This is a genomic window from Nocardioides sp. SLBN-35, from assembly GCF_006715725.1.
GTDB lineage: Bacteria > Actinomycetota > Actinomycetes > Propionibacteriales > Nocardioidaceae > Nocardioides.
The window spans coordinates 4062969-4083326 of sequence record NZ_VFNU01000001.1; the positions used below are offsets into that span (position 1 = coordinate 4062969).

At 72.3% G+C, this 20358-nt stretch carries 18 protein-coding genes; 1 reads left to right on the forward strand and 17 read right to left on the reverse strand.

Translation table 11 applies throughout. From position 1 onward, the window contains the following. Positions 1-27 precede the first annotated feature (27 nt). From FBY23_RS19640 to FBY23_RS26045, 6 genes are all read right to left on the reverse strand, one after another. Positions 28-1752 (reverse strand): serine/threonine-protein kinase, encoded by a 1725-nt coding sequence (locus tag FBY23_RS19640; protein ID WP_141799682.1) that lies wholly within the window; start codon positions 1750-1752, stop codon positions 28-30. Positions 1753-1908: 156 nt separating this feature from the next. Then, the gene (locus tag FBY23_RS19645) at positions 1909-2325 is read right to left on the reverse strand and encodes an MmcQ/YjbR family DNA-binding protein (protein WP_141799683.1); all 417 of its coding nucleotides are present in this window, start codon (positions 2323-2325) and stop codon (positions 1909-1911) included. A 10-nt stretch (positions 2326-2335) separates the two neighbouring features. Continuing rightward, positions 2336-2806 (reverse strand): DUF3592 domain-containing protein, encoded by a 471-nt coding sequence (locus tag FBY23_RS19650; protein WP_141799684.1) that lies wholly within the window; start codon positions 2804-2806, stop codon positions 2336-2338. Positions 2807-2899: 93 nt separating this feature from the next. Further along, the gene (locus FBY23_RS19655; RefSeq protein WP_260806594.1) at positions 2900-3979 is read right to left on the reverse strand and encodes a branched-chain amino acid aminotransferase; all 1080 of its coding nucleotides are present in this window, start codon (positions 3977-3979) and stop codon (positions 2900-2902) included. 80 nt (positions 3980-4059) lie between these two features. Then, on the reverse strand, positions 4060-5157 hold the full coding sequence (locus FBY23_RS19660) for a 3-isopropylmalate dehydrogenase (RefSeq protein ID WP_141799686.1): 1098 nt from the start codon (positions 5155-5157) through the stop codon (positions 4060-4062). Positions 5158-5167: 10 nt separating this feature from the next. Then, on the reverse strand, positions 5168-5332 hold the full coding sequence (locus tag FBY23_RS26045) for a hypothetical protein (protein WP_160158296.1): 165 nt from the start codon (positions 5330-5332) through the stop codon (positions 5168-5170). Between the two features lie 556 nt (positions 5333-5888). Between FBY23_RS26045 and FBY23_RS19665 the strand changes: the two genes are divergently transcribed. Beyond that, complete coding sequence (locus FBY23_RS19665) at positions 5889-6458, forward strand: O-methyltransferase (RefSeq protein ID WP_141799687.1); 570 nt, start codon at positions 5889-5891, stop codon at positions 6456-6458. Between the two features lie 3 nt (positions 6459-6461). Here the strand turns inward: FBY23_RS19665 and FBY23_RS19670 are convergent, their stop codons facing one another. The 11 genes from FBY23_RS19670 to FBY23_RS19720 all read right to left on the reverse strand — a co-directional run bounded on the left by FBY23_RS19670 (position 6462) and on the right by FBY23_RS19720 (position 20342). Next, positions 6462-7349: an SDR family oxidoreductase gene (locus FBY23_RS19670; protein ID WP_141799688.1), complete on the reverse strand. Its 888-nt coding sequence runs from the start codon at positions 7347-7349 to the stop codon at positions 6462-6464. Positions 7350-7965: 616 nt separating this feature from the next. Continuing rightward, positions 7966-8784 (reverse strand): FHA domain-containing protein, encoded by an 819-nt coding sequence (locus FBY23_RS19680; protein ID WP_141799689.1) that lies wholly within the window; start codon positions 8782-8784, stop codon positions 7966-7968. Then, the gene (locus FBY23_RS19685; protein WP_141799690.1) at positions 8781-10070 is read right to left on the reverse strand and encodes a VWA domain-containing protein; all 1290 of its coding nucleotides are present in this window, start codon (positions 10068-10070) and stop codon (positions 8781-8783) included. The genes FBY23_RS19680 and FBY23_RS19685 overlap by 4 nt, the downstream gene beginning before the upstream one ends. Further along, the gene (locus tag FBY23_RS19690) at positions 10063-11208 is read right to left on the reverse strand and encodes a PP2C family serine/threonine-protein phosphatase (protein ID WP_141799691.1); all 1146 of its coding nucleotides are present in this window, start codon (positions 11206-11208) and stop codon (positions 10063-10065) included. The genes FBY23_RS19685 and FBY23_RS19690 overlap by 8 nt, the downstream gene beginning before the upstream one ends. Then, complete coding sequence (locus tag FBY23_RS19695) at positions 11205-13631, reverse strand: serine/threonine-protein kinase (RefSeq protein ID WP_141799692.1); 2427 nt, start codon at positions 13629-13631, stop codon at positions 11205-11207. Before FBY23_RS19695 ends, FBY23_RS19690 begins: the two co-directional genes overlap by 4 nt. Then, positions 13628-14740 carry a hypothetical protein gene (locus tag FBY23_RS19700; RefSeq protein WP_141801164.1) on the reverse strand — a complete coding sequence of 371 codons (1113 nt, stop codon included), beginning with the start codon at positions 14738-14740 and terminating at the stop codon, positions 13628-13630. Before FBY23_RS19700 ends, FBY23_RS19695 begins: the two co-directional genes overlap by 4 nt. Positions 14741-14754: 14 nt before the next feature. After that, on the reverse strand, positions 14755-15690 hold the full coding sequence (locus FBY23_RS19705) for a glutamate ABC transporter substrate-binding protein (protein ID WP_141799693.1): 936 nt from the start codon (positions 15688-15690) through the stop codon (positions 14755-14757). After that, entirely contained in the window at positions 15687-16973 is a 1287-nt protein-coding gene (locus FBY23_RS26050) for a hypothetical protein (RefSeq protein WP_160158297.1), read from the reverse strand. The genes FBY23_RS19705 and FBY23_RS26050 overlap by 4 nt, the downstream gene beginning before the upstream one ends. Continuing rightward, positions 16970-18568: an AAA family ATPase gene (locus FBY23_RS19710; RefSeq protein ID WP_186348238.1), complete on the reverse strand. Its 1599-nt coding sequence runs from the start codon at positions 18566-18568 to the stop codon at positions 16970-16972. Before FBY23_RS19710 ends, FBY23_RS26050 begins: the two co-directional genes overlap by 4 nt. Continuing rightward, complete coding sequence (locus FBY23_RS19715; protein ID WP_141799694.1) at positions 18565-19080, reverse strand: hypothetical protein; 516 nt, start codon at positions 19078-19080, stop codon at positions 18565-18567. The genes FBY23_RS19710 and FBY23_RS19715 overlap by 4 nt, the downstream gene beginning before the upstream one ends. Before the next feature lie 32 nt (positions 19081-19112). Next, entirely contained in the window at positions 19113-20342 is a 1230-nt protein-coding gene (locus FBY23_RS19720) for a toxic anion resistance protein (RefSeq protein ID WP_141799695.1), read from the reverse strand. Positions 20343-20358: the final 16 nt, after the last annotated feature.

Consider the following 20358-nt stretch of genomic DNA (forward strand, 5'->3'; position numbering starts at 1 on the left):
CCGGTCCGCCGGCTCGGAGTCCAAGGCTCAGAGGCCGAAGGGACCGGTGGCCCACGGGAACCATGCGACGCCGTTGCCGACGACGAGCACGCCCAGCCCGGCGGCGACCGCGAGCAGCACCGCGCAGGCGAGCAGCCACGGCACCGGCCGGCGGGCGAGCGGGTCGAGCACCCGGGAGACGGGCGAGCGGAACCGGCTGCTGCCCGGCCCCGACCACAGCGCGACACCGAGGGTCGTGCCGCCCGCCAGCAGCGTGGTCGGGACGTCGAGCGCGAGCGCGTAGCCCAGTAGCCCGGCCGCGATCCCCAGCCCGGCGCTCCACGCCACCAGCACCACGGTGCCGGTCGTGGCGCGGACAAGGTGCCACGGGCTCGTGGTGACCCAACGCAGGCCGTCGTACCACTTCACGCCGCGGACGGTACGACGGCTGGCGACCGCCGAGGCCGCCAGCGACCCGGCCCGCAGCAGCCACACGGCGAGCACGACGACGCCGGTGGCGACCCACGGAGCCGCGGCGAACCCGGCTCCGAGCGCGACCGCGCCCAGGCCCACGGCCACCCAGCGGCGCAGTCGCACGGCGAGCGGCGGCCTCGGCTGCGCGACGAACGCCTGCTCGAGATCCCACGCCTGGTCGAACTGCTCCTCCATCCGCGCCATCGCCATCGCCGCCGCCGGCGGCGGGGCCGGCGGGAGCGCCGGCGCGGTGGGACCGGCCGTGGTCGGCGGGGCGGGCGGTGCCGGCGGGGCGGGTGGCTCGACGGCGGTCGGCAGCACCTGGGTGCCGGGCGCCTCCGGCTCGGGCACCGTCGGTGGCGTGACCGGACCGGGCGCGACCGGCGCACCGGCCTGCGCGGCGAGGGCCAGTGGCAGCGTGAGGTCGTCGGGCACGGGGCCCGACGCCGTGAACAGGCCGCCCGGCACCGGCGCGGGCGACAGCTCGGGACGGGTGCTGAGCGGGCGCAGCCAGGCGAGCAGCTCCTCGAGCAGCGGACGCTCGAGCGGCTCGGGGTCGAGGGCGGCGGCCAGCACCTCGGCCAGCGGGCTCTCGATGCCGGACAGGTCGTGCTGGCCGCGGCGGGTGCGGTCCATGACAGCCATCGCCGGACCGCGTCCGTACGGCGCCCGCCCGCTCGCGGCGTACGCCACGGTCGCCGCCCACGCGTGCACGTCGGCGGCGGGGGTCGCCTCGTCGCCATACAGGATCTCGGGCGCGAGGTAGCCGGGTGTGCCGAGCAGCCAGCCGGTCTGGGTGAGCCGGACGTCGTCAGTGACGCGGGCCAGGCCGAAGTCGATGAGGATCGGGGTGCGGCCCTCCATGAGCACGTTGCCCGGCTTCACGTCGCGGTGCAGCACGCCCGCGGCGTGGACCGCGGCGAGTCCCTCGGCGAGGCAGCCGGCGAGCCAAAGCAGGTCACGGCCGGTGACCGGGCCCTCGGTGGCGACGTGCTCGTGCAAGGAGAAGCCGGGGACGTAGCGGGTGACGACATAGGGCACCTCGGCCCAGGGGTCGGCGTCGATCATCTCCGCGACCCACGGGCTGCGCACCCGGGTCAGCGAGCCGACCTCCCGCGCCAGCCGGTTGCGCGCCTCCTGGTCGCCGACGACCTGCGGGCGCAGCACCTTGAGCGCGACCCGCTGCCCGTCGGGGCCCTGGGCGAGGTGAACGATGCCCATCCCGCCCTCGCCGAGCTTGGTGAGCAGCGCGTAGCGGCCCACGCGCGTGGGCGCGCTGCTGTCCGGGCGGAGGGTCACACCCCGAGGCTACCCAGCGGCGCCGCGGTTCAGGCCCGGGCACACCGACCCGTGCTGCGTCAGGAGGAGAGGATCTCGACGACGGTCACGACGATGCGCTTGACCAGCCGACCGACGGCGAGGACCAGCCGCACCAGCAGCGGGCGCGATCGGTCGCTACGCCTCGTCACGGGCGTCCAGCTCGTCCACGAGGCGCTTGGGCGCGACGGCACGGTACGACGCGTCGACGAGCTCGGTGATCTCGGACCAGTCGACCTCCGGGCGGGCGAGGTCGATCGCCCGCCAGGGAGCCGAGCCGGCGTACATCGGCACGAAGAAGCGGTCGTCCTCGTCGAGGGCGGGCAGCTCCTCCAGCGGGACCTTCACGCTCAGCGCGCTGTCGATGCGCCGGTGCGTGCCCGGCCCCGTCCTCAGCCCGGCGCCGAAGGTCGCGAAGACCTTGCCCTTCTCCCCCGCCTTGAAGCTCGGCCGGCCGTGGCTGACGAACTCGACCGCGTCCGGCAGCACTCGGCAGATCGCCCGCAGCTCGGCGAGGCCCGGGTCGTCGTCGGAGAACATGATCGGGTGCGCCATGGGTCCAGTATCAGCCAGCCGCCGCTCGAGCCTCCTCGCGGCGGCGCCGACGCCGGGCGGGCAGCCGGACCAGGAGGACGAGCAGCGGCAGCCCCCAGAAGACGCCGGTGAGGATCACGCCCATGCCGAGCAGCGAGCTGCCGGTGTCGTCGTACCCGACGACGGCATTGCGGCCGGGGTCCTCTTCGTCGTAGGCCACGGGCAGGGTCGAGCCGACCTCCGGTGACTGGTCGGGGCCGGCGAGGCCGCGGGCGCGGTGGGTGCTGCCGTCGGGCGCCGCGAACTCCACCTCGACCTTGCGCTTGGAGGCCTTGTGCGCATCGACGAACTCGACGACGGTGCCCTCCGCGCGCTGCCCCCCGCGCACCAGGGTGTCATGCCGGTCGACGGCGACCGCGCCCCAGACGATCAGCGCGGGACCACCGATCATGAACAAGAGGACGAAGGCCACCAGGGCGATGGAGCCGAGTCGATCACGCACGGACCGACCGTGCCACCGCGCGTCCTCGACGAAACCGGACGAGTCGGGTGGGTAGGAGTGATCTCTGGCTCACTCTCACCCACCCAACCGGGGTCAGTCGACGCGGCGCATCCAGCCGAAGGTGTCCTCGGCGCGCCCGAGCTGGACGCCGACGAGCGCCTCGCGGATCCGCATGGTGAGGTCCTGGCTGGCGGGCGCCGGGGTCTCGCCACCGGCGTACTTCAGCGAGCCGACGGGGGTGACCACGGCGGCGGTGCCGCAGGCGAAGACCTCGGTGATCCGGCCGCTCGCGATGCCCTCGCGCCACTCGTCGATGCCGAACTTCCGCTCGGTGACCTGGTGGCCCATCTTGCCGGCGAGCTCGATGATCGAGGAGCGGGTGATGCCCTCGAGGATGGTGCCGGTCTCCGGGGTGACGATCGAGCCGTCGTCGAAGACGAAGTACATGTTCATCCCGCCGAGCTCCTCGACGTACTTGCCCTCCTGGGCGTCGAGGAAGACGACCTGGTCGCAGCCCTGGGCGTAGGCCTCCTGCTGCGCGACCAGCGACGAGGCGTAGTTGCCGCCGGTCTTGGCCGCGCCCATGCCGCCGCGGCCGGCTCGGGTGTACTCCTCGGTCAGCCACAGCGTGACCGGCTTGATGCCGCCCTTGAAGTAGGCGCCGGCCGGGCTCGCGATCACCATGAAGGTGACGTGCTGGGCCGGGCGGACGCCGAGGAACTGCTCCGAGGCGAACATGAACGGGCGCAGGTAGAGGCTCTTCTCGCCACCGTCGGGGTTGCCCGGGACGAACCGCTCGTCGACCTTCACCAGCTCCTCCACGGCCTGGAGGAAGTCGGGCACCTCGAGCACCGGCAGCGCCAAGCGGTGGCTGGAGCGCTTCATCCGCTCCGCGTTGGCCTCGGGGCGGAACAGCCACAGCGAGTCGTCGTCGTGGCGGTAGGCCTTCATCCCCTCGAAGGTCTCCTGCGCGTAGTGCAGGACCGCGGCCGCGGGGTCGAGCGTGATCGGGCCGTACGGCGTGATGCGGGCGTCGTACCAGCCCTGCTCCGGGGTCCACTCGACGGTGAACATGTGGTCGGAGAAGTGCACCCCGAAGCCCGGGTTGGCCAGGATCTCCGCCAGACGGGCGTCGTCGGTCGGGTTCGCAGAGAGCGTGGTGGTGATCTGCATGGTCATCAGGTTAGTCCTCGTTAACGCGGGTCGGGAGTGGGCCGTCTGCCCGCGTCCAGGGGAACTCCCCTGACGCGGGCTCAGCCGGCTACTCGCGCGGCGATCGCGTCGCCCACCTCGGGCGTACGACGCTGCTGGCCCGGCACCCGGGCCTCGAGGTCGGCGAGCACCGCGGCCTCGACCTTCGCCGCGGCGGCGGGGTGGCCGAGGTGGTCGAGCAGGAGCGCACCGGACAGGATCGCAGCCGTCGGGTCGGCGATGAGCTGACCCGCGATGTCGGGGGCCGAGCCGTGCACGGGCTCGAACATGGACGGCGCGGTACGGTCCGGGTTCACGTTGCCGGAGGCCGCGAGGCCGATGCCACCGCTGATGGCAGCGGCGAGGTCGGTGACGATGTCGCCGAACAGGTTGTCGGTGACGATGACGTCGAAGCGCTGCGGGTCGGTCGTCAGGTAGATCATCACCGCGTCGATGTGGCTGTAGTCGGTCGTGACGTCGGGGTACTCCTGCGCCACCTGCTGGAACAGGCGCCACCACACCTGGCCCGCGTGGACGAGCACGTTGGTCTTGTGGACCAAGGTGAGCTTCTTGCGGGGGCGCTTGCGGGCGCGCTCGAAGGCGTCGCGGACGACCCGCTCGACGCCGTACGCCGTGTTGACCGAGACCTCGGTGGCGACCTCGGCCGGGGTGCCGACACGCAGGGCGCCGCCGTTGCCGGTGTAGGGGCCCTCGGTGCCCTCGCGGACGACCACGAAGTCGACCTCGCCCTTGGCCAGCACCTCCTCGGACAGCGGCGAGACCGAGCCCGGGTAGATGCGCGAGGGGCGCAGGTTGACGTAGTGGTCGAGCTCGAAGCGCAGCTTGAGCAGCAGGCCGCGCTCGAGGATGCCCGGGGGCAGATTCGGGTCGTTGGGCTTGCCGCCGACCGCGCCCAGCAGCAGGGCGTCCTGGTTGCGGATCTCCTCGAGCACGCTGTCGGGCAGCACCTCGCCGGTGCGCAGGTAGCGCTCGGCACCGAGGTCGTACTGCGTCTGCGCGAACTTCAGGTCGGCCGGCGCCGCGACCTCGAGGACCTTGAGGGCCTCGGCGGTCACCTCGGGGCCGATCCCGTCACCGGGGATGACGCCGAGGGCGACCTGGCCGGTGGTGACGGGGGCTGCAGCAGAGGAGTCGGTCATGGGGAAAAACCTAGTTGTCGTCGGGGAGCCCGGCGTCACCGTCTCGCAGGTCAGTCCCCGCGGCCGGGGTGTCGAGCTGGGCCAGGTGGTAGGGGTGCTCCGGGTCGTGCTTGGCCGGTCCCCACTCGCGGGAGTCGCGGTACTGGGCGCCGGGGCGGGTCGAAGTGGTGAACATCGCTGGGTCTCCGTGAGAGCTGGTAGGTGCTGAGGACGTGCTGGACGACTGCAGTCCTGTGCCTCTCCCACCGCGGCAGGTGGGCGTCAGCTCGTGGGTCTCACGGGAGCTCGACTACGACGGGGGTGCGGATCGCGCGTTGCCGGCCGGTGGGCCCGCCGCGGTGCGGATCGGAGATGCGCCAGGACTTCTTCGGTTGGATCGAGAAGCCCGACGCGGTATCGGGAACGCCGCAGTCACCGCGGCGAGGTGGCCTCTCTCAGGCCTCGCCGCGGCGCACGATTACGAGAAGAGCGCTCCGCATGATGGGACGACTGTAGAGGAGCCGGGCGGCCGCTGTCCCGGTTTCGTCCAACATGCGGGCGGCGAGCTGCATGAATCCCCGGATGTCCGGGATCCATGCGCTTGTCAGGGGTTGCAACACCTGACCGGCGCATGAGTTCCCTGACCGGCGTGACGGAAGGTGCGGGTGTGACGACCTCGGAACGGGTCTTCGGCGCGACCACGATCCGAGATCCGCGTCCCGCCCCTTGATCGCACGGGCGAGACTCAAGGCATGAGCGCGCCCCCCGAGCTTCCTGACGTGGTCCACCGCGCGTTCGACGTGTCCCGGCGCGCGGGCTACGTGTCGTTCTGCCGCAACGAGACCGGCCGGCTGCTCGCCGCGCTGGCTGCGACCCGCGAGGGCACCATGGCCGAGTTCGGCACGGGCTGCGGTGTCGGCACCGCCTGGCTGCGCTCCGGCGTACGCAACGACAAGGCGCGGATCCTCACCGCCGAGCTCGACCCGAAGCTCGCGGCCGCGGCCATCGAGATCTTCGACGAGGACCCGCTGGTCGACGTCCTCGAGGCCGACTGGTCCACGCTGATGGACAAGGGCCCGTTCTCGCTGCTCTTCCTCGACTCGGGCGACCGGTCGGCCGTCGGGGTCGACAAGATCGCCGACCTGGTCGAGCCCGGCGGCATCGTCGTGCTCGACGACTTCTTCCCCTGCGAGATGTGGCCGCCGATCACCGGCGGCCGGGTCGACACGCTGCGCGAGGAGTGGCTCACCGACGAGCGGTTCACCACGGTCGAGGTGATGGTCGCCCCGGACGCGTCCGCGCTCATCGCGACGCGGCGCTGACCTTCAGCCGTTCGCCTTCCGCTCGTCGTTGGCGATGTTGCGGGCGCTGGTCGAGCGACCGAGCGCGCGCACCTCGGCGTCCATGCGCGGCAGCAGGTCCGGGACCAGCTTGAGGATCGGACGGTTGCCGGCCGCGGAGTTGATGACGTTGCGGTTCAGGCCGGCACCGCGGACCCAGCCCGGGCAGTAGACGTGGCGCGACCGCTTCTCGACGCCCTTCACGAACGCCTTCACGCAGGCCTCGACACCGGTGGTCCGGTTGAGCGGCACAGGCAGCTTGCTCAGCAGCTCCTGGAAGGTCGGCAGGTCGCTCTTCGCGTCCTGCACCAGCGGGGTGTCGATCCACGACATGTGCGCCGAGCCGACCGCGATCCCCTGGTGGGCCACCTCGAGGCGCAGCGCGTTGGCGAAGTGCTCGACGCCTGCCTTGCTGGCGTTGTACGCCGCCAGGCCGGGTGCCGCCGCGAAGGCGGCCAGCGACGAGACCACCAGCAGGTAGCCCTTGCTCTCCGCGAGCGCCGGCACCGCGGCCCGGGCGGTGTTGAAGACGCCGACGATGTTGATGTCGACGGTGCGCTGGAACGCGGCCGGGTCGATCGCCATCACCGAGCCGTAGCTGGCGATGCCCGCGTTGGCGAGCACAGTGTCGAGCCGCCCGAAGCGCTCCAGCGTGGTCGCGACCGCCGCCTCCATCGCCGGCAGGTCGCACACGTCGGCCACGATCCCCTCGCACCGGTCCGCACCGATCGCCGCGACCGCCTCGGCCAGCGCCGGGGCGTCGAGGTCGGTCAGGGCCAGCCGGGCCCCCTTGGCCGCCAGCGCCTTGGCGGTCTCGAGCCCGATGCCGCGGGCGCCGCCGGTGATGAGGATGACCTGGTCCCTGATCGCCATGCAGGCATGCTCGCAGAAACCGGGCTCACAGGGGACCCAGTCCCTCGGGTACGCCGAGCGGCAGGTCGAGCCCGGCCAGCACCCCGAGCAGCTGCCGCTCCTCGTAGCGGAAGTGCGACTCCATGATCGCGCCGATCCCGTCGAGGCCGCCGCGCGTGAGCTTGCGAACGCGCGGATGACGGCCGAAGGTCGAGGAGCGTTCGGCTCAGTGCCGAGCGCCAGCGAGGCACTGAGCGACGCGTCTCGAGGCCCGGTCGACAGCGCGGCAGGTCAACACGCGGCGGTGTCCGCTCGCCGGGGTCGCCGCTGCGGGCGGGCCGTCGGCGGGGTGCCCCTCACAGGCGGCTGGATTTCGACGCGCCCCGCGACCCCGCAAGCTCGGTCGCGGGGCTTGCTCAACCTTCGCTCGCGACGCCGGGCGCTCGTCCCTCGCTCCCGGCTGCTCACTCCCAGCCATCGGCGAAGAACGAGGAAGTCGACGTGATCGTCATGATCATCGCCTTCCTGGTCCGGCACCTCCATGCGTGACGCAGTCCGTCACCCGCACGCGATGCTGCGCCGAACCTACCCCACGAGGGTCTCGAGACGTCGCTGCGCGACCTCCTCGACCTCCGATTCACACCTCGCCGGGCTGCGCGCGCCGGATGACGATCCGGGTCCAGGCGCCGAGGTAGACCCGCGCGTCCGGCGCGATCTCGCGCTTCTCCCCCGCCGGCACCGGGTCCTTCGGCAGCGGGCCGACGGCCGAGCCGAGATAGGTGCCGTTGGACGAGCCGAGGTCCTCGACCCACCACCGGGTTCCGTCGGTGGTGAGCTGGCAGTGGCGCCGGCTGATGCCGTTGTCGGCGGCGAGGTCGATGTCGGGGTGGATGCCGCGGCTGCGGGAGGTGCGGCCGACGAGGATCGATGTCGTCCGGAGCGGTACGACGGTCGGCACGCCCGCGGACGGCAGCGGGTCGCTCGACTCCTGGTCGGCGTACCAGTCCGGGTCGATCCAGACCTCGGCCACCCATGCGTCGGCGAGCGGCGGGGCGATCGAGGCGTCCGGCGGGGTGGCAGCGGCGGACCTCTTGGCCTCGGCCGTGCCGGCATCGTCGGCACCGGCGGGTGAGGCGGCCGAGGCGGGAGCCCCGAGGTCGAGCACCGACGGCGTGACCGGGCGCGGCATCGAGCCGGTGGTGAAGTCGTAGCCGCAGGCCTCGCAGAACAGCGCGTTCGGCGGGTTGGCCGCCTGGCAGTTCGGGCACTCGGCCGTCGTGGGAGCGGCCGGAGCGGGCGGTGCGGCCGGGGCGGCCGGGGCGGCCGGCTCTGCGACAGCGGGCGTCGCCCCTGACCCGTCCGGGGACGGCGTACCGCCGCCCGCCGGGATCGGCAGGCCGCAGACGTCGCAGTAGTCGTCCGAGGCCGACTCGTGCCCGGACGGGCAGGTGCTCATGCCGTGGGCTCCTTGCGGATCCGCGTGGTCTTGGTCGAGGCGGTGTCGAGGGCCATCTCGTCGGCCTTCTCGACCGCCCGCTTGAGCCGGACCGTGCCCGTCTCCTCGTTGTCGACGTCGACGACCTTGCGCAGCTTGGAGGTGGCCTCGTCGTTGCCGGTCTCGGCAGCGAGCTGGACGGCGCGGCCGAGCTTGGTGGTCGCGGTCGCCTCGTCGCCGGCGGCCTTGGCCGCGAGGCCCTCCTGGATCGCCTGCGCGAGCTCGGCCTGACCGGTGTAGTGGGCGACCTGCTGGTCGATCCGGGTGGTGAGCTCGGAGTTGTTGGACCAGGTCGCCTTCACCAGGCCCTGCGCGACGACGTCGCTGCCGAGCGCGAGCTGGACCCGGGCGGCGAGCTGCTCCTGGCCGATCGCCTTGGCCGGCACCCGGACGGCGACGTGGTAGTCACGCGACTCGTCGGCCCACGCACCGGTCGGGTAGTCACCGGTGAGGGGGTTGACCGGCGTACGACGGCTGCTCAGGTCCTCGACCGTCGGCGAGACCTGGCGCACGAAGAGGACCTCGGCACCCTGCGGCGTCCACACCCGCAGCGACGCGTCGGCGACACCGCGGGCCATGGCGTTGCGCATGATCTCCTCGAACTGCGCCTTCATCTGGGCCGGGCTCGGGATGATGTCGACGGTGCCGAGCAGGGCCTGCGCGATCCGCCGGATCTCGGCGACCTGCCAGTCGGTGCCGGCACCGCGGCAGTCGGCCTGGAAGTAGCCGGTCGCGCGGTTGATCGCCTCGTCGAGGCGGCCCGGGCGCTCGCGGTTCTCGCCGTCGGTGAGCAGCAGGACGTGGCGCTGGGTGACCGCGCTGACCGAGGAGAAGAGCTGGCCGGCGAGGTCGAGCCAGGTGCTGATCGCCGTACCGCCGCTGCCGACGAAGCGGTCGATGGCCGAGGACGCCTCCTGGCGGGTGCGGGCGTCCATCTGCACCATGCCGGGGCCGCTGGAGACCTGGGGGTAGGCGAGCATCGCGCGGTCGGCGCCGGCGATCACGGCGAAGTAGGTGCCGTCGACGATCTCGGCGAGCGCGGCCTGGGCGCCCTCCTTGGCGGCGGCCATTGTCGCCGGGCCCATCGAGCCGGACGTGTCGACGATGATGATCTCGCCCGCGCTGCCCGCGCCGGACTGGCCGGCGGTGCCGGCGCCCTTGCAGGTGATCGTGACGATCGCGTTGACGTCGGTCCCGCCGTCGGGCAGGAACTCGTTCTGGTAGACGGCGGCGCTGAACTCAGCCATCGCTCGGCTCTCCTCCTGGGGTCGGCGTCTGGTCATTGTGCCCGAGGCCCGGAATCTCGACCCGGGCCAGGGCGGCGGTGATGTTGTCGTGCCCGCCGGCGCCGTTCGCGAACGCGACCAGCGCGAGGGCGAGGGCGAGCGGGTCGCTGGTGGCGGCGGCGCGGACCTGCGCGGCCAGCGCCTCCGGCTCGGAGGCGTAGTTCCACAGCCCGTCGGAGCAGGTGAGCAGCCAGCCGCTCCGGTCGACGTCGAGCGCGCCGATGGTGGGCTTCTGGTCCTCGGAGTCGCGCCCCAGCCACTTGGTGATCGCGTGCGCCTGCGGCCCGGTCTCGGCGATCTCGCGGGCCACGCCGGACGCGATCTGGGCCTGGGCGACGGAGTCGTCGACGGTGAGCTGGACGGGGGTGCCCTCGTCGGGCAGCCAGTAGGAGCGCGAGTCGCCGATGTTGGCCCAGGTGATCCGCCGGCCCTCGAGGACCGCGGTCGTGAAGGTCGCCGACGCCGGGTTGGGCGAGTCAGGGTCGGTGACGGCGACGATCGCGGTGTTGGCGGCGGCCGCGGCGTCGGTGAAGACCTTGCGTACGGCGGCGTCGCGGCTCTCCGGGGTCCCCATCCCCGCCGGCAGCGGCATCCGCAGCACCTCGCGGGCCGCCCGCGCCCCGGCCAGGGACGCGACGTCGGAGTCGATCGAGTTGGAGACGCCGTCCATCACGATCAGCACGGCGCGGGAGCCGGGCTGACCACCGGGCTGGGCGCCGGCGAGGAGCGCCATCGCGTCCTCGTTGCGGTTCTTGCCGATCGCCTTGTCGCACACGCCGGCGACCCAGGGCGCGGGCTGCTCCTGGAAGTGGTCGCGCTCGCTGGGCGCCTTGGTGCCGCACTCGAGGCAGTAGAGGTCGGGGCCGACCTCTCCCCCGCACTCGGTGCAGGGACGGCGTCCGGCCGGGGCCGGCGGGTCGGGCAGGGCCGAGGCGGGCTTGCGGGTGGGCGCGCTGATCGGGGCGTCGCCGAGCGGGTGGTCCGCGGCGGCCGCCGCGGCCGGCACGGGAGCGGCGGCAGGCGCCCCGACCTGGGCGCCGCAGTTCTCGCAGAAGCGGGCGCCCGGGGCGATCGCGGCCTGGCAGGAAGGGCAGTTCACGTGAGGCTCCAGTTCCGGACGGCGTTGGCCTGGTTGACCAGGGTGACCCGCTCCTTGAGGTCGACGGCGTCGCGCGCGAGCAGCCGCAGCGCGTTCTCGATCCCGTCACGCACACCGGCCTCGGTCGCCTCGACGGCACCGATCCGGGCGCCGGCCGGCACCTTGCCCGCCGAGATCACGGGCAGCGCCTCGTTGAGGATCCGCACCGTGAACCGCTGCCGGGTGGCCTGGTCGACGCTCGAGGAGTCGATGGTGCGCATCGCCTGGTCGAGCACGGTGATGTCCTGCGCACTGCCCGACAGCAGCACCTCGGCCCGCTGCTGGCGGCTCTCGGTGTAGCCCCGGCTGGTCGTCGGCACCAGGTCGAGTGCGGCCACGGCGCCGGCGACGTCGTGCCGACCGGCCCGGACCCGGGCCATCCCGAACGCGGCCGGCGGGACGTAGGCGGCGTCGGTCGAGGCGCACACCAGGTAGAGGCCCTCGGCCACCTCCGGCAGCCCGCCGCGCTCGCAGGCGAACGCGAGCGCCAGCTTGGGGGCGAGCTCGCCGGGAACCTGCTGGTAGACGGCGTTGAACGACGCCTTCGCCGTCTCCCAGTCGCCGGCCTGGACCGAGGCGAGGCCCTCGATCCACAGCGCCCGCCACTCCCACGGGTCGTCGGTGAGCAGCCTCTGCGCGTGGTTCCTGGCCAGCACCGGGTCGCCGAGCGCGAGCGCCGCGTGGGCCCGGGCCAGCCACACCTCGGCGGTGTCCTCGGGCGCGGACTCGAGGTCCTTGAGCCGCTGCTTGGGGTCGTCGTCGCCGATCGTGCTCAGCCAGCCGTACTGCGGGTCGGTGGTGTCGGTGCGCAGGTCGGGCAGCTGGCTCCACTCGGTGATCGGACGAGCGGTCGCGGGCGACTCGAAGAGCACGGAGGCGGCCGACGTGGTCGCCGTACCCTGCCGCTTGCGGGCCACGACCTCGCGCAGCACGCCGAGGACCTGGGTACGCATCTCGTCGACGGAGGCGAACCGGTCGGCCGGGTCGGGAGCGCAGCACTTGGCGATCAGCTGGTAGAGCGAGTCGTACTCCTGGAACAGCGGCGTCGCGTCGACCGGCGGCAGGCTGTGCAGGTAGGTGCCCTGGTAGCCGCGGAACTCCATGCACAGCACGACCAGGGTGCGGCCGATCGTGTAGATGTCGGAGGCCACCGAAGGGCCGACCTCGGCCACCTCGGGCGCCTGGTAGCCGACCGTGCCGTAGATCGCCGACTCCTCGTCGTCGATGCGCCGCACGCCGCCCAGGTCGATCAGCTTCATCGCGTCGCCGACCTGGATCATGTTGTCGGGCTTGAAGTCGCAGTAGACCAGGCCGAGGTCGTGGAGGTACTGGAACGCCGGCAGCAGCTCGAGGATGTAGGCCAGGGCCTGGTCGACCGGCAGCGGGTCGTAGGCGCCGTTGTTGGCGACCATCCGCTGCTTGAGGATCTGCTTGAGCGACTTGCCTCCGACGTACTCCATCACGATGTAGCCGGCGCCCTCGTGCGTGACGAAGTTGTAGATCTCGACGATCAGCGGGTGCTCGACCTGCGCGAGGAACTGCTGCTCGGCGATCGCCGCGGCGAGCGCGTCGGGGTCGCCGGAGTTGAGCAGGCCCTTGAGCACGACCCACCGGTTGGAGACGTTGCGGTCGCGGGCGAGGTAGATCCAGCCGAGGCCGCCGTGGGCGAGCGCGCCCGCGACCTCGTACTGCCCGGCGACGAGGTCGCCCTGCTTCAGCTTCGGCGTGAACGAGAACTGCTGGCCGCAGTTGGGGCAGAACCCCTCGCTGCGCCCGGGCTGGCCGTCGATGCTGCGACCGACGGCGTTGCCGCACTTGGCGCAGCTGCGCTTGTCCTCGGGCACCTGCGGGTTGGCCATGATCGCCTTGGCGGCGTCGACCGGCGGCGCGGGAGGCACGACGGTGAGGCCGGCGCCGATCCGGGCCGCCCGCATCCGCTGCGAGCCGGTGCGGGTACGCCGCGTGGACGTGCTGCCCGTCGCGCCGGCGCGCTTGGAGCCGATCGCCGCGGACTGGACCCGGCTGGCGGCGGTGGCGGAGGTGCCCTCGCGTCCCGAGAGGGGCTGGGACTCGGCCATCGCCGTCGCCTCGGCGACCTTCGCACCGGGAACGGCCGGGGTGCCGCAGACGTCGCAGTAGCCGTCGAGGATCGTGCCCGTGCAGCCGGGCTGCTGGCAGGTCGAGGCGGCCACGCTGGCCGGGTTGCCCGCGACGGCCGCGGCGATGGGGGCCTTGACCGTGCCGGAGTCGCCGATCGGCGAGGCGGCGGCGGGCGCCGCGGCGGGAGTCGACGTGCCGCCGTCGCCGGGCATGCCGCACACGTCGCAGTAGCCGTCGACGATGCTGCCCGTGCAGCCGGGTTGGGTGCAGGCACCTGCGCTCATGGCGTCGTCTCCTTGGTCAGCCAGGTCTGGTACGTCGTGACGAGCTGCTTCGCGACCGCCATCGGGGTCGGCCGGCGCTCGAGGAGGTCGCGGGCGGACTTCTCGCTCGCGACGAGGTCGGGGTGCTCGGCGACCGCGGACGCGCGCGCCTTGGCGACGTACGCGTCGAGCAGCGCGGCGAGCTGGGTGTGCTCCTCGAGAGCCGCGGCGTAGGCGTGCTGGGCGATCTCGAGCGCCTGCGAGACCCTGTCGAGGCGCTCGAGGTAGGGGCCGATCGCGTCGGGGGTCACCGGCACCGGGCCGAGCAGGCCGACGTCGGGGACGGCGTACCGCGGCGCGGGGTCGACGGTCGCCACACAGGTCTCGGCGAGCTTGTGCAGCGCCGCCTCACGCGCCTCCAGGTCGGCGCGCAGCTCCCGCGCGGAGATCACCTGGTCGCGGGCGTCGCGGCGCCGGGCGTTGCCGACGATCAGGTCGCGCTCGAAGGTGGTCGCCTCGACCTCGAGCGGACCGAGCATGCCGCCGGCGTCGCCGCCGCGCTCGGCCTTCGCGGTGATGCCCTCGAGCCGCGACATCAGCTCGGCCAGCCGGTTGACCGCGACGTCGCGGGTCAGCGCAGGCTCCAGCCCGACCTGGTCGCGGATCCGCTCCAGCTGCGCCCGCAGCTCGCGGATCCGCGCGGCCTGCGCGTCGGCGCCCGGCACCAGCGCCAGCCTGCTGCGCAGCTGGCCGGTCAGCGCGTCGCACAGCCGCCCGGCCTCAGGCAGCGACACCGCCAGCCCGCCGGGCAGCTCGGTCGCACCGTCGAGCCGGCCCCAGATCAGGGCCGAGATCCGCTCCCGCTCCTGCTGCAGGACCCGGCCGCCGTCCCAGGTCGCGAAGACCAGCTGGTAGCGGTCGGAGATCGCCTTCCACAGCGCCAGCGCCAGCGACATGTCGCCCGCCAGCTCTCCCCCGCGTCCCACCGCCAGGGCGGCCTGGTCGAGCTCGCCGAGCTCGGAGCGTCGTACGCGCAGCCAGGTGTCGAGCTCGCCTAGGTAGGCCTGGATCGCGGCAGGGTCCAGCGCGTCCCCGAGCCTGCCGGGGGCGGTGGGTGCCGTGGTGGTCATGGTGGTCTGCACGCTCACCGGCCGTAGACGGGTTGCGGCTGGGTGGCCTCGATGAGGAGGTACGGCTTGAGCCACTTGTCGTACGACGCCTGCCAGCTCCCGTCGGCACGCATGTCCTCGAGGACCGCGTTGATGAAGGCCACGAGGTCCGTGTCGTCGGCGTTGGTAGCGATGCCGTAGGGCTCCTTGGTGAACGCGTCCTGCTTCGGGACCGCTGCGTAGAGCTTGTCCTGGGCGACCAGTCCGGCGAGCACCGTGTCGTCGCCGGTGATCGCGTCGACCTGTCCCTGCTGGAACTTCACCAGGCAGCCGGTGTGGGTAAGAGCCGGCTCCGAGATCACGTCCGGCTCGGCGGCCTTGATGTTGTCGACGCTGGTCGTCCCGGTCGGCGCACACACCTTGAGACCGGCCAGGTCCTGCGGCCCGGCATAGCTGTCGGCGGTGTCGGGCCGCACCAGGACCTTCTGCCCGGCGCGGTAGTACTCCGCGGAGAACGCGACCGACTGCCAGCGGGCGCAGTTGATCGTCATGTTGCGCGCGACGATGTCGATCTCGTTGTTCTCGAGGAGCTCGATGCGTTGGCCCGCGTTGATCACCCGGTACTGCGGCTTCACGCCCAGCTCGGCGGCGATCTTGTTCGCGACGTCGATGTCGAAGCCCTCGATGGCGTTGGTCGACGGGTTGCGGGCGCCCAGGAGCAGGGTGTCGGCGGAGACACCGACCTTGAGCACCCCGGCCTTGCGGATCCGCTTGACGGCGTCCCCGGCGGCCTTGCTCGGGGCGTAGGAGCGCAGGTCGGCGTCGGTCGTCTCGCAGGACGCGGGGCTGGGATCGGCGGCGGGAACCGCCTTATGCGTCGGCACCTTGGTGGCGTCGTACGAGCAGCCGGCGAGAGTCATCAGCCCGAGGACCGCCGCGGTCACGCCCAGCCGGGCACGGGACTGCTTCATGAGAACTCCCTCCGTCGCTGGCCGATACCTCGGGCGACGGCCAGCGCGGCGCCGACACCGAGCAGCAGGGTCAATCCACTCAGGATCAGCGCGATGACGCGGCCGCTGCGCAGGTCGTCGATGGCCGCAGTGCTCGCTTCGTCGATGCTCTTGGCGAGAGCGGCGTCGAAGCTGTCGAACGGCGCGGTCGCACCCTTCTCCTTGTCGCCCGTGGTCGCGATGTCGACCGCGTCCGACCACCGGTTCGAGTCGTCGGCTTCCACGATCAGCGCGTGGCGCTCGGCGTACGTCCTCCAGTCGGCGAGGTCGGCGGCCGGGGCCTTCTTCTCGACCACCGCGGCCTTCTCCCCCCACTTCTTCTCGTTGTCCGCACCCGAGCCGCGCTTGATCAGCCGCAGGCTCTCGTTGGCCTTCGCGTCATTGGCGGCGGTGCGGGCCACGGCGCTGGAGACGGCATCCTGGAACTCGCCGTCGCGCAGCGAGTCGTTGGAGCTGTCCCTGATCCAGGCGCCGGCGGCCGTCACCACGGTCACGGCGGCGACGATGGCCGCCGCGATCACCAGTCCCGTGTTGAAGCGACGCCGGAAGGTCCGGGCCAGCTCACGGTTGAGCCACCACAGCCCGGCCAGCACGAGCAGCCCGAGCACGAGCAGCCAGATCGGGTGCTGACCCGACATTGCGCCGTCCGCGCGGTCGGTGTTGGCGTCGACCAGCGCGTCCAGGATCGGGATCGCCTCGTTGCGGAGCTGGTCACTGGCCGTGGTCTGGTAGCCGGCACCCACCGGGAAGCCCTGACGGTTGTTGGCGCGGGCCTGGGCGATGTAGGTCGCGTACGTGTCGACTTGCTCGTTGAGGGCCGCCAGCGCCTTGCGGTCGGCGGGTTGGGCCTCGGCCGCGTTGGCGATGTCACGGAGCACGGTGTCGATCGCGTCGTCGTACTCCTTGCGTTGGGCCGGGTCCTCGAGACCCGCGACCAGGAAGGCGTTCGTGGCGAGCGCGTCGGCGCGGAGCAGTGACGACTGGATCTCCTGGACCCGGACCAGCTGCTCGGTGTCGCCGGCCGCACGACCGTCGGACTGCCAGCCCACGAACTGCACGAGCGCGCTGACGATGCCGAAGACGATGGCCACGCTCATGCCGATCAGCTGCCAGCGGTTGAGCAACGCCGGCGTGTCGACGTACGACGACGCGGGCTGGGCCGCGGGTGCGGGTGCCGCCGCGGCCGGCGCGGGTGCGGCGGCGGGGGGCGGCGGGGCGGCCGCGGGGGTGGCGGTCTGGCTCACGACTCCTCCTCGGGGGTCTCGGCCTGGGGGTCCTTCGGCTTCCGGGCGACCGTGGCGTCGTCACCGAACGGGTCGACCGGCTCGGCGGGCGGAGCGTCCGCTGGCGCGGCCACCGCACCGTCGGTGGGCGCGGCGACGTCGTTCTCGTCGTTGGGGTCGACCACGAGGTCCTCGGGCTCGAGGGCGCGCAGCTGCTCCAGGGTGGGGGCCGCGATGTCGCGCAGACGCCAGGCGTGGCGGCCGATCGCGGCCTCCATCAGGTTACGCACGAACCGCGCGTTGCCGAACGACGGCCCGCGCTCGGTGCCGCCGAGGATCTCGCGCAGCCGCGCCAGCACCGTCTCGCCGGCGTCGTAGTCGGCGCCCTCGACCATCGACGCGAAGATCGCGACCAGCTCGTCGTCGGTGTAGTCGGAGAAGTCGATCGTGGTCCGGAACCGGCTTTCCAGGCCCGGGTTCTCGGAGATGAAGATCGCCATCGGGAGCGGGTACCCGGCGACGATGACCACGAGGTCCTCGCGCTTGTCCTCCATCTCCTTGACCAGGGTGTCGATCGCCTCCTTACCGTACTGGTCACCGGAGAGGGAGTACGCCTCGTCGATGAACAGCACGCCGCCCTCGGCCGACTTCACGACCTCGGCGGTCTTCGCGGCGGTCTGGCCGAGATAGCCGGCCACCAGCTCGGATCGGTCCACCTCGACCAGCTGGCCCTTGGTGAGCAGGCCGAGTGCGCGGTAGATGCCGGCGACCAGGCGCGCCACCGTGGTCTTGCCGGTGCCGGGGTTGCCGTTGAAGACGAGGTGGCGGGTGATCGTCGGGCTCTCCAGCCCGGCCTTCTTGCGCAGGCCCTCGACGCGGAGCACGGCGGCCTGGCGGTGGATCTCGCCCTTGACGTTGGCCAGGCCGATCAGCCCGTCGAGCTCGGTGAGCAGCTCCTCGACGCTCTTGGTGGGCTCGGGGTCCTCGGCCGGCTTCTCGACGGGCTGCTCCGGCTCCGCCGTCTGGGTCTGTACGCCGTCCGCGGACGGCACCACGGGCGCGTCGGTGGGCGCCGTCGGGGTCGCCTCGTTGAGCGCGCCGAGCTGGCGGCGCACCTGCTCGCCGACGCGGCGTACCTGGTCGAGCATCTGGTCGCCGAGCCCGGGCACCGGCTGGCGCGTGGGAAGGTCGAAGGCGCCGGGTGCACCGGCCGGCGGCGTGAGCCCGGCCGATCCCCCACCGAGCTGTGCGGTGGTGACCGTGGTGGCGGCGCCGACCGCATCGGGGCCGGGCTCGCCGAGCGCGGATCCGGCCAGCGCGACGTCGGCGAGCGCGCCGGCGTAGTCGGCCGACGCGGCGGACTTCTCCAGCAGCAGCTGGGACATCAGCGGCGTCGGGCCGGCGCGGAACCGGTTGCCCCGCTTGGCCGCGAGCATGTGCTCCTCGGCCGAGCGCTCACGCCCGGTCTGCGCGCACCAGTCGACGAAGGCGCCACGGGAGCGCTCGGAGACGGTGGCGGCGACGGCCTCGCCCTCGGCACGGGCGGCGGCCTCGTCGAGCCCGGCGGTGCGGGCCGCGGCGACGAGGGCGTCGAGGGCTTCGGTGAGCGTCGTCATGGGGTTCCCAGCGTGAGGTCGGGGCCGCCCGAGGAGGAGTGGCCGAACTTGGCGTCGAGGAAGCGGCTGTGGGCGATCAGCGCCTGCGCGTCGGCGCGGTTGGCGGCGTCGAGGATCTGGTCCATCGTGACCCCGAGCAGCTCGAGCGCCTCGATGAGGATCAGCAGCGCCGTCTTCGGCCCGTCGATCGGCCGGGTGTCGGCCCAATCACGCGGCAGCCGGAGGTAGGACTGCAGCGCCTCAGGGAGGTAGTCGGTCGCCGTCGCCACCACCGAGTAGGACTCCTCGCTGCCCAGGCCGAGCTGGCTGAGCCGCGGCAGCGTCTGGTTGATCGTGCGCGCGATCCGCTGCACCCGCGAGATGACCACCGGCGGCGCGTTGTTGTCGGTGAGCATCGCGTACACCTGGTTGAGCGCGGCACGGATGTCCTGCTCGGTCGGCGCCGGCGGTACGACGTACGCCGGCTCCTGCGCAGCACTCCGAGACCGCCGCCACCACGACTTCAGCCCCACCCGAAAACTGTCCTGTCCCCTGTGCTGTCAGCTCAGCCGATGTCCAGCGTGCCGGCCGCGTTGCGGGCGTCGTGCTGCTGGACGCGGTCGAGGTAGGCCTTCGACTTCTGCACCTCGTTCTCGAGCACGCCGATCGTGGTCGACATATTGTCGAGCGCCTTGAGCTTGAACTCGTCGATCGAGTCCATCGTCGCGTAGATGTTGGCGAACGCGGCCTGCAGCTGCTCGATGCCGATGGTCGAGGACGCGGCCTGCTCCTGGATCGCGGCGGAGTTCTCCTTGAGCATCTCCGAGGTGCGCTGGATCATCGCGGACGTAGTGGTGTTGAGCGCCGTGATCTGGTCGAGGACCAGCTTCTGGTTGCTCAGCGCCTGGGCGACGATGACCGCCGTACGCAGGGCGGAGATGGTCGTCGTGGTCGCCCGGTCGACGCCCTTGATCAGCTCGATGTTGTTCTTGATGATGATGTCGATGGCGAGGTACGCCTGGATCGACACCGCCAGCTGGGTCAGCAGGTCCTGGTGCTTCTGGCGGACGTAGAACAGGACGTCCTGCGACAGGGTCTTGGCCGTCTCGGGGTCGCTCAGCTCGAGCTCGGCGATCTTGGCCGACAGCTTCGCGTCGAGCTTCTCGGCGACGTAGATGTACTGGTTGAGCCGGCCCATCACGCCCCAGAGGTTGGTCTTCTCCAGGTTGAGCGCGACGTTGTCGCGGGTCAGCTCGTCCTGCCCGCTGCGCAGCGAGTGGAGGATGCCGTTGAGCTGGCTCTGCGAGGACTGGTACTTGCGGAAGTAGTCCTCGATCTTGTCGTTGAAGGGCAGCTTGTCCCACCACTTCTTCACGCCGGTCGCCTGACCGGGGTCGAGGTCCTCGACCGTGCGGCGCAGCTCGAGGAGCGTCTTGCCGACCGTCGAGCCCTGCGCGATGCCGCCCGACTTGAGCGCGGTGACCGGCTTGTCGAGCATCCGGTTGGACGTCTCGGCCGCCTTGCGGATGTCGGCGTCGCCCATCGTGCGCACGTTCTCGGCCTGCGCCGCGAACTCCGGGCTGCCCGCCTTGGCCGCCGCGAGCGAGGCCAGGAAGTTGTCGACCTTCGCGTCGAGCTCGGGCACCATCGCCGCCTCGACCTGCGGCGCCATCTTGGGCGCCTGGGTCTCCACGACCGGAGCCGGCGCCTCCGGTGCCGTCAGCGTGATGGCCGGCTCGGGAGGGGCGAGCGGGGCGGGCTCGGGGGCAGCGGCCTGGGAACCGTCGGTGGTCATGGCCCGAGCCTATCCA